We start from the raw sequence: 14,490 nt of genomic DNA, 5'->3' as shown, positions 1-14,490 counted from the left end.
GAGCGGCTGGCCGGTGGGCCAGCCATCCTGAGCGAGGGTTACCGGTTGTATCCCTCCGGCGAATGCCTGGATTGCCGCGTCGTTGTCGTGGGGCCGTTCAGTCGTTGGCGTAGATGTCCACGTCCTTGGTCTCGCGGACGAATAGCGCGCCCAGCACGAAGGTCATGGCGGCGATGATGATCGGGTACCAGAGGCCGTAGTAGATATTGCCGTTCTGGGCCACCAGCGCGAACGAGATGGTCGGCAGCAGGCCGCCGAACCAGCCGTTGCCGATGTGATACGGCAGCGACATCGACGAATAGCGGATGCGGGTCGGGAACATTTCCACCAGCATGGCCGCGATCGGGCCGTACACCATCGTGACGTAGATGACCAGGATGACCAGGATCACCAGGACCATGATCGTGTTCATCTGGGCCGGGTCGGCCTTGGTCGGGTAGCCGTGCGCCGTCATCTCGCCGCTGACCGCCTTCTTGAAATCGGCGATCTGCTTCTTGCTGGCGTCGTCGAACGTGCCGTTGCCCACGGTGGCGTCGAAGGCCTTGATCTCCTTGTCACCGATCTTGACCGACGCCACGGTACCGGCCGGGGCGTTCACCACCTCGTAGCTGGCCGATGCCTGGGCCAGCGTCCGCTTGACGATGTCGCACGAGCTGCGGAAGTCGATCTCGCGGGCGATCGGGCTGCCCTGGAACGAGCAGGTGGCCGGGTCGGCCGTCACCACGATCTGGGCCGACTGCTGGGCACGCTCCAGCGCCGGGTTGGCGTAGTGGGTCATCGCCTTGAACAGCGGGAAGTAGGTCAGCACGGCCAGGGCGCAGCCCAGCATGATGATCCACTTGCGGCCGATCTTGTCCGACAGCGAGCCGAAGAAGATGAAGAACGGCGTGCCGATCACCAGCGCGCCGGCGATCAGCAGGTTGGCCGTCTTGGCGTCGACCTTCAGCACCTGGGTCAGGAAGAACAGCGAGTAGAACTGGCCCGTGTACCAGACCACGGCCTGGCCGGCGGTCAGGCCCACCAGTGCCAGGATCACGATCTTCAGGTTGCGCCATTGGCCGAAGGCTTCGGTCAGCGGTGCCTTCGACGTCTTGCCCTCGGCCTTCATCTTCTGGAAGGCCGGCGACTCGCTCATCGACAGGCGGATGTACACCGACATGGCCAGCAGCAGGATCGAGACCAGGAACGGGATACGCCAGCCCCAGACGTCGAAGTTCGGGCCGGTGGCTTCGCGGACCAGCAGGATCACGATCAGCGACAGGAACAGGCCCAGCGTGGCCGTGGTCTGGATCCATGCCGTGTAGGCGCCGCGCTTGCCGTGCGGCGCGTGTTCGGCCACATAGGTGGCCGCGCCGCCGTATTCGCCGCCCAGCGCCAGGCCCTGCAGCATGCGCAATGCGATCAGGATGATCGGGGCGGCCCAGCCGATGGTGGCGTATCCGGGCAGCAGACCGACGATGAACGTCGACAGGCCCATGATCAGGATGGTCACCAGGAAGGTGTACTTGCGGCCGATCATGTCGCCGAGGCGGCCGAACACCAGTGCCCCGAACGGCCGCACGATGAAGCCCGCGGCAAAGGCCAGCAGCGCGAAGATGAATGCCGACGTCGGGTCCAGGCCGGCGAAGAACTGCTTGGCGATGACCGCCGCCAGCGAACCGTACAGGTAAAAGTCGTACCACTCGAATACCGTGCCGAGGGAAGAGGCCAGAATGACCTTTTTCTCTTCCTTCGTCATCGGCGCATTGTGGGCCGCAGGTACGGTCCCCACGTTTTGCGCGTTTGCCATGTGTTGTCTCCTCCGTTTCCGTTCTTCCGTCGAAAATCTTCAGGTCCCCGCCGTCAGGCCCGGGTACGTGTGCACGTACCGGCCCATTGCGCCAAGGTTGGAACGATTGTGGGAGGCGAAACTTACTGAGTTCTGACAGATCGGGGGCAAACCGGGGGGAATCGGTCGGGGTATACGCTAGGCAAACCGGGCCGATGCGCGGCCCGGCGCGTGCTGCATTGCGAGGCATTCCGGGCGCCGGGCGCCCGCTGCCGCGCCGCGGCGCCGTCTTGCGCCGCAGCAAAGGGCGCGGCCCGAGAGGAAACCCTTAGAAGGAGGCGTGGCGGGGTTTGCCGCCGGCGGCGTCAGGTTCGGCGGGGGGCGCCGGATGGGCGTCGGTGCCGGCGTCGATGCCGGTGTCCGTGCGGGCCAGTTCGTGCTCGCGGGCGTGCATCTCGTCGTCGGCGCGATTCATGCGCCAGGCGTACAGCGCGGCCATCAGCACGTAAAGAATCAGCGATCCCTGCGCGGCCATCCAGAACGAAAAGGGCCAGCCCATGAAGTCGAAGCGCAGTTCGCGCGCGAACCAGCTCACGCCGAACGTGATCAGGAACCAGGCCGCCAGCAGCCCCACGATCCATCGCACGTTGTGGTGCCAGGCGCGCCGTTCGAGCGGCGTCATCCGGTCGCGGGGCGTTTTCCTGCTCATGCCGGATTCTCGTCGGGGGCGAGCCGGCGCAGCGTGATGCGCAGGCGCGCGCCGGCCAGCCGCGGGGATGCCTGGTACACGTTGTCGTCGATGGCGACTTCGCCGCCATGCTGCTGCACGATCTCGCGCACGATGGCCAGCCCCAGCCCGCTGCCCTCGGTGTTGGTGCCCAGCACCCGGTAGAAGCGTTCCATCACCCGTTCGCGCTCGGCAGGCGCGATGCCCGGCCCGGTGTCTTCCACGTCCAGGTACGCGAACGGCTCGAAGGCGTCGCTGGCCACGCGCACGGTGGCATGGCCGCCGGCCGGCGTGTAGCGGATGGCGTTGTCCACGAGGTTGTTGAGCATTTCGGTCAGCATCAGGCGGTTGCCGGTGATCATGACGGGGTGATCGTCGGCTTCCAGCCCCAGGTCGATGTTGCGCGCCCATGCCTGCGGCAGCCAGTCCTTGACCACGTCGCGAGCCAGTGCGGCAAGGTCCAGCGGCGCCATGCCGCCGGCGCCGGCCAGGTTTTCCATGCGCGCCAGCGACAGCAGCTGCGTCACCAGGTGCGCCGTGCGCTCCGAACTGCCGGCGATCTGCGCCAGCGACCGCCGCAGTTCCTCGGGCGACTGCTCGCGCTGCGCCAGTTCGGCCTGCATGCGCAGGCCCGCCAGCGGGGTCTTCATCTGGTGCGCGGCATCGGCAATGAAACGCTTCTGTGTCTGCACGGACTGGTCCAGCTGGGCCAGCAGGTCGTTGAACGATGCCACCAGCGGCGTGATTTCCTGCGGCGCCGCGCGTTCGTCGATCGGGCTCGTATCGCCAGGGTTGCGCGAGCGGATGCGCTGCTGGATGGCCGTCAGCGGCGCCAGCCCGCGCGTGAGCCCGAACCACACCAGCACCACGGCCAGCGGCAGGATCACGAACTGCGGCAGGATCACGCCCTTGATGATCTCGTTGGCCAGCCGGGCACGCTTGTCCAGTGTCTCGGCCACCTGCACCAGCACCGGCTGGTTGCCGCCGACGTTTTTCAGATCGACATAGGTATAAGCCACGCGCACATCGTTACCGGCCACGCGGTCGTCGCGCATCGACACCAGTCCGGCATGGCCCTGTTCCTCTTCGGACGGCAGCGGCAGGTCGTGGTCGCCGGCCACGTACTCGCCGCGCTTGCCCACCACCTGGTAATAGATGTTGTCGGTCTCGTCGGCGCGCAGGATCTCGCGCGCCGACAGCGGCAGCTGCAGCGTCACGCGACCGTTTACCTCGCGCACCTGCTGCGACAGCACGATGGCGCTGGCCTCCAGCGCCCGGTCGAACGGCCCATTGGCGATCGACTTGGCCACCAGGTAGGTGACCGCGATGCTCATCGGCCAGAGCAGCAGCAGCGGCGCCAGCATCCAGTCCAGGATCTCGCCGAACAGCGATCGCGGGGCGGGATGGGCCGAGGTTTCCTCGAGATGGGGCAGGGCGTCCGCCAGCGCCGAATCCTCTGCGGCGGCGTCGGCCAGCGTGGGGCGCGCGGCCTCGGGCAGCGGGGCGGCGCCTGCGGCGGGATGGCGTCGCCAGGGCAGGCGCAGCAGGCTCATGGGCGGTTTGCGTCAGCCGTGGGTGGCCATGGCCGGCTGGAATTTCTCCAGGCAGTAGCCCAGGCCGCGCACGGTGGCAATGCGGATGCCGCCCACCTCGATTTTCTTGCGCAGGCGGTGCACGTAGACTTCGATGGCGTTGTTGCTGACTTCCTCGCCCCATTCGCACAGGTGGTCGACGAGCTGTTCCTTCGACACCAGCCGGCCGCTGCGCGTGAGCAGGATTTCGAGCAGGCCGATCTCGCGCGCCGACAGGTCCAGCATCTGGTCGTTCAGGAAGGCGATGCGGCCGACCTGGTCGAAGGCCAGCGGGCCGTGGCGCATCAGCGTGGCGCCCCCGCCGGCGCCGCGCCGCACCAGCGCACGCACGCGTGCCTCGAGCTCGGACAGCGCAAAGGGCTTGGCCATGTAGTCGTCGGCGCCCAGGTCCAGCCCCTTGACGCGCTCGTCCACGCCGTCGGCCGCAGTCAGGATCATCACCGGCAGCATCGCGCCGCGCGCACGCAGCCGCTTGAGCACTTCCAGCCCGGGCATGCGGGGCAGGCCAAGGTCCAGGATCAGCAGGTCGAAACTCTGCGTGGAAAGGGCCGAGTCGGCTTCCACGCCATTGGCGACGTGATCGACGGCATAGCCGGAATGGCGCAACGACCGTGTCAGGCCGTCTGCCAGCACGTCGTCATCTTCGGCGATCAGAATCCGCATGGTTTGTCTCCACCCTTGTCACCTTTTTTGCGCCGGCATCGCCGGCCGCCGGTTTGCGGTGCCGGTGGGGCTTGCCAAGCATACTGTTTTTTTATACAGTACCCGACATTCCGCGCGAGTCGTCCCGGAAGGGACTGCGCAGGGCCGGGACTGGCGAGTCCAGGCGCCAAAAGCCTTCGAAAGCCGCCCGAAATCCATCGGAAAAGGCTTAAAAAGCAGGCGCCACGCCGCATGCGGCCTATTTATACACCAATTGACCACCCATTGACTGAAGGACGACCATGGACGACAAGAAGGCCGGCGCCGGCGTAAGTGCTGAGAAGCAGAAGGCGCTTGCCGCCGCGCTCTCCCAGATCGAAAAGCAGTTCGGCAAGGGCTCGATCATGCGCCTGGGCGATGGCGACGTCGAACAGGATATCCAGGTGGTGTCCACCGGGTCGCTGGGCCTGGACATCGCGCTGGGCGTCGGCGGCCTGCCGCGCGGCCGCGTGGTCGAGATCTATGGTCCGGAATCGTCGGGCAAGACCACGCTGACGCTGCAGGTCGTCGCCGAAATGCAGAAGCTGGGCGGCACCTGCGCGTTCATCGACGCGGAACACGCGCTGGACGTGCAGTACGCCGGCAAGCTGGGCGTGGACGTGGGCAACCTGCTCATCTCCCAGCCCGACACCGGCGAACAGGCTCTGGAAATCACCGACGCGCTGGTGCGCTCGGGCTCGATCGACCTGATCGTGATCGACTCGGTGGCCGCGCTGGTGCCGAAGGCCGAAATCGAAGGCGAGATGGGCGATTCGCTGCCGGGTCTGCAGGCCCGCCTGATGAGCCAGGCGCTGCGCAAGCTGACCGGCACCATCAAGCGCACCAACTGCCTGGTGATCTTCATCAACCAGATCCGCATGAAGATCGGTGTGATGTTTGGGTCGCCTGAAACCACGACCGGCGGTAACGCGCTGAAGTTCTACGCCTCGGTGCGTCTGGACATCCGTCGTATCGGCTCGATCAAGAAGGGCGACGAAGTGGTCGGCAACGAGACCAAGGTCAAGGTGGTCAAGAACAAGGTTTCGCCGCCGTTCCGCGAGGCGTTCTTCGACATCCTCTACGGCCAGGGGATCTCGCGCCAGGGCGAGATCATCGACCTGGGCGTGGACGCCAAGATCGTCGAAAAGTCGGGCGCGTGGTACAGCTACAACGGCGACAAGATCGGCCAGGGCAAGGACAACGCGCGTGAATACCTGCGCGAGAATCCGGACATCGCCGCCGAGATCGAAAACAAGGTGCGTGCGGCGCTGGGTGTGGCCCCGACGAACACCGCGCTGGGCGCGCCGGCCGAGATCGAAGACTGAGGTTGACGCCTGCCGGCAACGAAAGCCGTCGCATGACAGTGCGGCGGCTTTTTTGTTTTTCGTCCCTCTCCTTGCCCCCCAACGCTCTCCTGATTCCTGATGGCCGGAACCCGTCCCCCGCTTTCCCTCAAGGCCCGCGCCGTTGGCTATCTCTCGCGCCGCGAGCACAGTCGCGTCGAACTGGCGCGCAAGCTGGCGCCCCATGCCGAATCGGCCGAAGAAGTGGAGGCCTTGCTCGATGCGCTGGAGCGCGAAAACTGGCTGTCGAATGATCGATTCGTCGATAGCCTGGTCCACCGGCGCGCCAGCCGGTATGGCGCGGCGCGCGTGATGCAGGAGGCGAAGACCCACCAGCTTGGCAACGACCAGCTGCGGGAACTCCAGGACCGGCTGCGCGATACCGAGTTGGAACGGGCCGCCGAAGTGTGGCGCAAGCGATTTGGTGTGCCGCCTGATTCACCCGAAGCGCGGGCCAAGCAGATCCGGTTCATGATGGCCCGGGGATTCTCGCGGAGCGTGATCGGCAAGATCATCCGGGGCGCCGAGGACGGGTACGAGGGCGAGTAGCAGCACGAGTACCAACGGCGAGCCACGGCGGGACCCTACGCCGGGTGGCCATCTGCATACCTGCGTACGCATAAGGGGTATTCGCGCGGCCGTCAAGCAAGTTGTCGTACCACTGATGCAACGCAGCGGTGGGCCGTGTCGGCGGCCGGAAACCCAGGTGTGAGGCCGGTTTGCCGCCATTGTCGTTGCAACAATCGGGGCCAGACAGACTGTCGCGCAGGATGTTCCCGGTCAAAGCAGCGCGGCATGTTAAACTCCATGGGTTATCCGGCCCAGACGGCCGTCCGGCATGCGCCGGGCCGTCCGGACGGAAGAGAAGCCGCGAAGTTTGCCGTAGCGAACCCCGCGCAAGTACTGCCTCCGAATTCCGCCACGTTCAGCCTGCCGCTTCAGCCCCGCAGTCATGCCGCTTTCCCCGCCCGTCAACCGTGCCTTGCGTCATCGCCGTGCCATCACGGCCGAAGCGTATTTGCGGGATGACGGCCTGTGGGACATCGAGGCGCGCCTGACCGACACGAAGCCGCGCGATATCGAGCTGGCCGGCAACCGCATCCGCCCGGAAGGCCAGCCGTTGCACGACCTGTGGCTGCGCGTGACGGTCGATCTGCGCCTGAATATCGTGGACGCCGAGGCGTGTTCGGACTGGGTGCCTTATCCGACGCATTGCGACACGATCGGCCCGGCCTACCGGCAGTTGATCGGCCTGAACCTGACCAAGGGGTTCCGCAAGGCCGTGCGCGACCGGCTGGGCCATGTCGCCGGCTGCACCCATCTCACCGAACTGGCCGGCGTGCTGCCGACCGCCGCCATCCAGGCCTTCGCGGGCGATGTGTTCAAGATTCGCGACGGCGCCGACGACCCCAATCCCGAACCGCCGATGCAGCTCCATGGATGCCACGCGCTCCATTTCGAGGGCGAGGTGGTTCGCCAGTTTTACCCGCGCTGGTATGGTCACCAGCCGAAACCGAAAGCCGGCGCTGCGGCGTCGTCCCCCCAGACCGCGTCACGCGCCGATGCCCCCGCATCAGGTGGCGAAGACACCCTGGCCCACCGGCCCAACGGTACGTCGGGCTGACCGTCACGGTCGGCCCAAGGAAACAGGCGCAAGCCCTTCGTCTCCAACTATTTTTCCAATCCCTTTACGCCTACCCGAAAGGAAACACGCATGAATATCCATGAGTATCAAGGCAAGGAAATCCTGCGCAAATACAATGTGCCGGTTCCGCGCGGCATCCCGGCTTTCTCGGTCGAAGAGGCCCTGAAGGCGGCTGAACAGCTCGGCGGCCCGGTGTGGGTTGTCAAGGCACAGATCCACGCAGGCGGCCGCGGCAAGGGCGGCGGCGTGAAGGTGGCCAAGAGCATCGACGAGGTGAAGACCTACGCCAGCAACATCCTCGGCATGACGCTGGTGACGCACCAGACCGGCCCGGAAGGCAAGAAGGTCAACCGCCTGCTGATCGAAGAAGGCGCCGACATCAAGAAGGAACTGTACGTGTCGCTGGTGGTGGACCGCGTGTCGCAGAAGGTGGCCCTGATGGCATCGAGCGAAGGCGGCATGGACATCGAGGAAGTCGCTGCCCACACCCCGGAAAAGATCCACACGCTGATCGTCGATCCGGCCGAAGGCCTGAAGGACGCTGACGCCGACGACATCGCCCGCAAGATCGGCGTGCCCGACGCCAGCATTGCCCAGGCTCGCCAGGCACTGCAAGGCCTGTACAAGGCGTTCTGGGAAACCGACGCTTCGCTGGCCGAAATCAACCCGCTGATCCTGACCGGCGACGGCAAGGTCATCGCCCTGGACGCGAAGTTCAACTTCGACTCGAACGCACTGTTCCGTCACCCGGAAATCGTCGCGTACCGTGATCTGGACGAGGAAGACGCCAACGAAATCGAAGCCTCGAAGTTCGACCTGGCCTACATCTCGCTGGACGGCAACATCGGCTGCCTGGTGAACGGCGCCGGTCTGGCCATGGCCACGATGGACACCATCAAGCTGTTCGGCGGCGAGCCGGCCAACTTCCTGGACGTTGGCGGCGGCGCCACGACCGAGAAAGTGACCGAAGCCTTCAAGCTGATGCTGAAGAACCCGAACGTGCAGGCCATCCTGGTCAACATCTTCGGCGGCATCATGCGCTGCGACGTGATCGCCGAAGGCGTGATCACCGCGTCGAAGGCCGTGCAGCTGGGCGTGCCGCTGGTCGTCCGCATGAAGGGCACGAACGAAGAGCTGGGCCGCAAGATGCTGGCTGAGTCGGGTCTGCCGATCATTTCGGCCGACACGATGGAAGAAGCCGCCCAGAAGGTCGTGGCCGCTGTCGCTGGCAAGTAAGGACAACTTTCGTTGCCGCCTGGCCGCAGCCGGGCGGGGGCGACTAAAAGGACTAGCAAATGAGCATTCTGATCAACAAGGACACCAAGGTCATCACCCAGGGCATCACCGGCAAGACCGGCCAGTTCCACACCCGTGGCTGCCGCGACTATGCCAACGGCAAGAACGCGTTCGTTGCCGGCGTGAACCCGAAGAAGGCCGGCGAAGACTTCGAAGGCATTCCTATCTACGCCAGCGTGAAGGACGCCAAGGCACAGACCGGCGCGACCGTGTCGGTGATCTACGTGCCGCCCGCAGGCGCAGCTGCCGCCATCTGGGAAGCCGTTGACGCCGACCTGGACCTGGTGGTCTGCATTACCGAAGGCATCCCCGTCCGCGACATGATGGAAGTCAAGGACAAGATGCGCAAGCAGAACAAGAAGACGCTGCTGCTGGGACCGAACTGCCCGGGCCTGATCACGCCGGACGAGATCAAGATCGGCATCATGCCGGGTCACATCCACAAGAAGGGCCGCATCGGCGTGGTGTCGCGCTCGGGCACGCTGACGTACGAAGCCGTGGGCCAGCTGACCGCGCTGGGCCTGGGCCAGTCGTCGGCCGTGGGCATTGGTGGCGACCCCATCAACGGCCTGAAGCACATCGACGTGATGAAGATGTTCAACGACGATCCGGATACGGACGCCGTGGTCATGATTGGTGAGATCGGTGGTCCGGACGAAGCCAACGCGGCTTACTGGATCAAGGAAAACATGAAGAAGCCGGTGGTTGGCTTCATCGCTGGCGTGACCGCGCCTCCGGGCAAGCGCATGGGCCACGCCGGCGCGCTGATCTCGGGCGGTGCCGATACGGCCCAGGCCAAGCTGGAAATCATGGAAGCCTGCGGTATCAAGGTCACCAAGAACCCGTCGGAAATGGGCCGTCTGCTGAAGGCAATGCTGTAAGCAGCCAGCCAATGCCGTGCCGGTGCCCTGTCCGGCACATCGCACGGCATGCCGTACCTGCGGGGCGCGGGAGTCGACATGACGCCTCGCGCACCGCGATTCATTGCCCCCGTCCTTGTGGCGGGGGCAATGTCGTTCTGGCGTGGCAATGTCCTAGGGTATATCCGGAGACATGAACCACCCCGGTTGAAACCGAATCGAAAGGTTCGTACGATAAATCTTCATGTCTGGTAATTCAGACATCCGAAAGTCCGCAGTTGGCCGCATCCGGCCGCTTCCGCGGGCACGGAACATAACTTTGGAATTTCGAGGAGTCTAGCCGTGGAATTGTTGTCCAGCAGCACGTTCTGGATTGCGCTGGGGTCGATCATCCTGACCAATATCGTCCTGTCGGGCGATAACGCCGTCGTGATCGCGCTCGCATCGCGCAACCTGCCCCCCGCCCAGCAGAAGAAGGCCATTTTCTGGGGTAGCGCCGCCGCCATCATCATGCGCGTGGTGCTGACCGTGGCAGCCGTCAAGCTGCTGAGCCTGCCGTACCTGAAGATCGTGGGCGCCGTCCTGCTGGTCTACATCGGCGTGCAACTGCTGACTGGCGATGACGACGAAGAAGGTCATGACGCCAAGGACAACATCTGGGCCGCGATCCGCACGATCCTGATCGCCGACCTGGTCATGTCGCTGGACAACGTGGTGGCCGTGGCCGCCGCCGCGCAGAAGGGCCCCGAGGGCAGCCAGCTGATGCTGCTGATCATCGGCCTTGGCCTGTCGATTCCGCTGATTGTCTTCGGCAGCACGCTGCTGCTGAAGGTGATGGAGCGTTTCCCGATCATCATCGTGCTCGGCGCCGCGCTGCTGGGCTACCTGGCTGGCGAAATGCTGGTCAGCGATCCGGTGGATGCCGAATGGTTCCAGGTGCACGTGCCGCATGCGCACCTGGTGTTCGGCGTGATCGGCGCCGTGCTGGTCGTGCTGATCGGCAAGCTGATGCGCCGCAGAAGCGCACAGACCGCCTGACGATTGCATCGGGCAGTACAGAAAGTCGTATCGCGAGCCTGAAACGGGCGACCCCATGCGGGTCGCCCGTTTTGTTTTTACAACACCCAAATTGCAGCATCCGCGCCACGGACTCCTGCGGATTTCCAAACAATTCCCACATTTCTGTAGGAATTGTCCGAGGTCATTGGTGCCTCGCCAGCGTTCTTCCGATCATGACCCCGGTCACGCGCCACAGGCCTTCGGGCACGCGGCACGTGGCTGAACTTCCAATCCAACACGTCGGTTCGACGACGAAAAACGAAAGGGTCAATATGCAACGCACACTCAACGCCATCCATCGCGGCGCGCGCCGCACCAGGGGCCATGCCGCGCCCGCATTGCAACAAGGTTTCACGCTGATCGAACTGATGATCGTGGTGGCCATCATCGGCATCCTGGCCGGTATCGCGGTTCCGCAGTACCAGGACTACGTGGCGCGCTCGCAGTTCTCCGAAGGGGTCAATCTGGCATCGGGGCAGAAGGCGCCGGTGACCGAGGCGTTTTCCAACACGGGCAGCTGTCCCGACAACACCAGCGGCGCAGCCAGTGGCATTCCCGTTTCAACGTCCATTTCCGGTAGCTACATCGACAGCGTGCAGGTCGGCGGCACCGCGACCGAAGCGGGCGGCTGCACGATCAGGGCGAATTTCAAGGATAGTGGAATCGCCAAAGGCCTGACTGGCAAGTACGTGACGCTGACCATGGGCAACGCGGACAAGGGCTCGGTGACGTGGAAGTGCGAATCGTCGGCCGACAAGAAGTACCTGCCGCAAGCGTGCACGCAGCTCTCGCAGTGACAGCTGGATAAGCATCTGGCGGACATGCCGCGCACGCGGCGGCTAGCGGTGCCAGCCCCGGAGGCGGCTCGGAGTGGTCCGAGCCGCCTCCGGGAAAAGGCTGACCGTGGCAATACGTAACGTGTTTATCGCACCTGTCCGCAATTGCGACATTGCCTGGCGCTTTGCCCTGTATCAATCCGTAGGCGCCGCCACTCCCCCGAAGATTGCCGTGCCGATGGCCCTGGCGGCTGTCGGCGCAATGCCATTCCAACAACTTCTTCAGAAGGGGGTCAACATGCACTACCAACATGGTCGCCAGGCCGGCTTCACGCTCATCGAACTGATGATCGTGGTCGCAATCATCGGCATTCTGGCGGCGATTGCCATTCCGCAGTACCAGGACTACATCGCACGGGCGCAGGTATCGGAAGGGCTGACGCTGGCGTCGGGGCAGAAGGCGTCGGTCACGGAAACGTTCTCGCAAACCGGGACTTGCCCGAACAACGCAAACGCGATGTCCAATGGCATTCCGGCTGCAGCCGATATCAATGGCAAGTACGTGGAGCGCGTGAATGTTGGCGGGACGGCCAATGACCGCGGCAACTGCACCATCATCGCCACGTTCCGGCAGGACGGGGTTTCCAAGGAACTGAAAGGCAAGGCCATGACGCTGACGATGGACAATGCCGACAAAGGTTCCATCAAGTGGGTATGCTCGGCAGACAAGATCGCGCAGCGTTTCCTGCCGCAAGCATGCACGACGGAAGCCAAGAAGGCCTGATCTGGACGCCATCGTCGGCATCGCGGGTCGAACGTTCCCAATCGGACCTTCGTCCCGCAGCATGGGTGTCTGAGTGGTTCTGCCCCATCGGCGCAGGCCGCCACGCTATCATGGCGCCTTTGCCCCCTTGAGCCCCTGCGCGCATGCCGCTGCACCGAGCCACGCTTCCCGCGACGGCGATTGTCGTCGCCTTTACCCTTCCGTTTCTGGTGTCGCGGCACACGCTGCCGCTGGCGACGTTCTTTGGCGAATGGACGGCGGCGCTGCTCGGCGTGGCGCTAGTGGCCGTGCTGGCCCTGGTGCGCGTCGATGTGTCGGGCTCGCGGCCACGCAAGGCGTTTCCGTGGGTGGCGGCGTTCCCGCTCTGGCTGATCGCGACCACGGTGCTGCAGGCGGCCTCGGGCATGGCCGATGTCTCCGGCAGCCGTCTGACCACGCAGCTGGTCCTGGGGCTGGGCACGGCCGTGATGCTGGGCGCCTGGCGCATGGGGCAGGCGTCGTCGGTGGATCGCCGGGCCAGTATCGTCGATGCGCTGGCCATCGCCTTTCTGGTGGCCGGGCTGCTTGGCACGCTGGCGCAGTGGATACAGGTGTTCCATCTGGAGGACCAGGCGTTCGGGCTCGTCTCGGAATATTTCTATGACACCAATCGCCGGCTCTGGGGCAACCTGAACCAGCCGAATCATCAGGCGACGCTCAACGGGCTGGCGCTGGCCGCCGCCATCTGGCTGGCGACGCGCAGCTGGCTGCAGTTTCCGTCGTGGCTGGTGGCGACGGTGCTGCTGGAAAGCGGCATCGTGCTGTCCGGGTCGCGGACCGGTCTGGTACATGTCGGGCTGACCGCGGTCTACGCGTTGCTGGCAGCCGCCATGGCGCGCGGTACGCCGCGCGGCGCCAGCCCGATGCACCGGGCGCCCGGTCTGGTCGCCGCTGCCGTGCTGCTGGTCGTGGGCATCGTGGCGCTGCAGCCGGCCATCAAGATGGCGGGGCAGGCGTTCGACTGGCGGCTGTTCGATACCGTGTCGCAGTTGCAGTCGGGCAATCAGATCTCTTATCGTGGCGCGCTGTGGTCCCAGGCGCTGGCGATGTTTCACGCGCATCCGTGGCTCGGCGTCGGCTATGGCGAATTCGGCTGGGCGCAGTTCCAGGTGGCCTCGCAAGTGCAGGTCGTCGCGGAAATGTCGCTGCATGCACACAATGCGATGCTCGACCTGCTGGCCAAGACGGGCGCGGTCGGCACGGTGGGCGTCGTCGTGGTGCTGGGGGCCTGGTTCTGGCGCGTGATCCGCGACCGCGTCTGGCGCGGCACCCAGGCCGAGCGAAGCATGGCGGTGCCGGTGCTGGTCTGGCTGGCCATGCTCGTGGCGCACTCGATGCTTGAGTATCCGCTGCACTATCTGTACTTCTTCCTGCCGTTCTGCTTTCTGCTGGCCTGGCTGGAGCCGTCGGGCTTTGGCCGCCCATGGCCTCGGGCCGGCGCGATGCTGGCGAGCCTGGCATTCGTGGCGGTGTCGGCGGTGGCGCTTGCCACGCTGTGGCAGGACTACAAGCGTGTCGAGGCGCGCGAATACGCGAGTGAAGCGCATCGCGATGCCTTGCCAATGCCCCGTGTCTGGTTCCGTCAGCATGCGGCCTCTGACGTCGCCGAGCAGGCGGCCATCACGCCCGATAGCGCAGCCGGCTTGCTGCCGGCCCATATCGACGCGCTACACCTGCTGCCCACGCCCAACCTGATCCGCCGCAGTGCGTGGCTGCTTGCGCTGACTGGCGAGCAGGACCGGGCGCGCCTCTGGATGGAGCGCCTGCGCTATTACTATCAGGGGGATGAGGCGGCACAGTTTGGCGTGCTGTCGCGCGACTGCGATGCACTGGGCGCCGATCGCCGGCCGCGCGAATTCTGCGCGTGGGTCCACCTGCGCGCCCAGCGCGGTCAGCACCGGGCGACGCAGGACAACTAAG

13 protein-coding genes are annotated in these 14,490 nt (G+C 65.1%); 9 read left to right on the top strand and 4 right to left on the bottom strand.

Features of this window, described 5'->3' with window-relative positions; all coding sequences use genetic code 11:
- Window positions 1-97 precede the first annotated feature (97 nt).
- The 4 genes from AC24R4_RS14160 to AC24R4_RS14145 form a co-directional block, all read right to left on the bottom strand.
- On the bottom strand, window positions 98-1,789 hold the full coding sequence (locus AC24R4_RS14160; RefSeq protein WP_400395590.1) for an MFS transporter: 1,692 nt from the start codon (window positions 1,787-1,789) through the stop codon (window positions 98-100).
- Between the two features lie 307 nt (window positions 1,790-2,096).
- Window positions 2,097-2,477, bottom strand: a complete 381-nt coding sequence (locus tag AC24R4_RS14155) for a DUF4212 domain-containing protein (RefSeq protein WP_487523285.1) — start codon at window positions 2,475-2,477, stop codon at window positions 2,097-2,099.
- A complete protein-coding gene (locus AC24R4_RS14150; protein WP_092595254.1) occupies window positions 2,474-4,048 on the bottom strand; it encodes a sensor histidine kinase in 1,575 nt (524 codons plus the stop codon). The genes AC24R4_RS14155 and AC24R4_RS14150 overlap by 4 nt, the downstream gene beginning before the upstream one ends.
- Before the next feature lie 12 nt (window positions 4,049-4,060).
- On the bottom strand, window positions 4,061-4,750 hold the full coding sequence (locus tag AC24R4_RS14145; RefSeq protein ID WP_092595252.1) for a response regulator: 690 nt from the start codon (window positions 4,748-4,750) through the stop codon (window positions 4,061-4,063).
- 281 nt (window positions 4,751-5,031) lie between these two features.
- Here AC24R4_RS14145 and recA point away from each other — a divergent pair, with 281 nt between their 5' ends.
- The 9 genes from recA (at window position 5,032) to AC24R4_RS14100 (ending at window position 14,489) form a co-directional block, all read left to right on the top strand.
- Window positions 5,032-6,093, top strand: coding sequence for a recombinase RecA (gene recA / locus AC24R4_RS14140; protein ID WP_092595250.1), 1,062 nt, complete (start codon window positions 5,032-5,034; stop codon window positions 6,091-6,093).
- 99 nt (window positions 6,094-6,192) lie between these two features.
- A complete protein-coding gene (gene recX, locus AC24R4_RS14135) occupies window positions 6,193-6,660 on the top strand; it encodes a recombination regulator RecX (protein WP_400393916.1) in 468 nt (155 codons plus the stop codon).
- 403 nt (window positions 6,661-7,063) lie between these two features.
- Complete coding sequence (locus tag AC24R4_RS14130) at window positions 7,064-7,735, top strand: DUF2889 domain-containing protein (protein ID WP_400393918.1); 672 nt, start codon at window positions 7,064-7,066, stop codon at window positions 7,733-7,735.
- A gap of 90 nt (window positions 7,736-7,825) precedes the next feature.
- Window positions 7,826-8,992, top strand: a complete 1,167-nt coding sequence (gene sucC, locus AC24R4_RS14125; protein ID WP_092595244.1) for an ADP-forming succinate--CoA ligase subunit beta — start codon at window positions 7,826-7,828, stop codon at window positions 8,990-8,992.
- A 59-nt stretch (window positions 8,993-9,051) separates the two neighbouring features.
- Window positions 9,052-9,933, top strand: coding sequence for a succinate--CoA ligase subunit alpha (gene sucD, locus AC24R4_RS14120; RefSeq protein ID WP_092595242.1), 882 nt, complete (start codon window positions 9,052-9,054; stop codon window positions 9,931-9,933).
- 321 nt (window positions 9,934-10,254) lie between these two features.
- The gene (locus AC24R4_RS14115) at window positions 10,255-10,950 is read left to right on the top strand and encodes a TerC family protein (RefSeq protein WP_249640939.1); all 696 of its coding nucleotides are present in this window, start codon (window positions 10,255-10,257) and stop codon (window positions 10,948-10,950) included.
- Between the two features lie 389 nt (window positions 10,951-11,339).
- A complete protein-coding gene (locus tag AC24R4_RS14110) occupies window positions 11,340-11,768 on the top strand; it encodes a pilin (RefSeq protein ID WP_487523956.1) in 429 nt (142 codons plus the stop codon).
- A 277-nt stretch (window positions 11,769-12,045) separates the two neighbouring features.
- Window positions 12,046-12,531, top strand: coding sequence for a pilin (locus tag AC24R4_RS14105; protein ID WP_487523284.1), 486 nt, complete (start codon window positions 12,046-12,048; stop codon window positions 12,529-12,531).
- 143 nt (window positions 12,532-12,674) lie between these two features.
- A complete protein-coding gene (locus AC24R4_RS14100) occupies window positions 12,675-14,489 on the top strand; it encodes a PglL family O-oligosaccharyltransferase (protein WP_487523283.1) in 1,815 nt (604 codons plus the stop codon).
- Window position 14,490 lies beyond the last annotated feature (1 nt).

This window comes from Cupriavidus sp. CER-90 (assembly GCF_057652055.1).
This window is presented reverse-complemented; position numbering and strand designations above follow the sequence as displayed.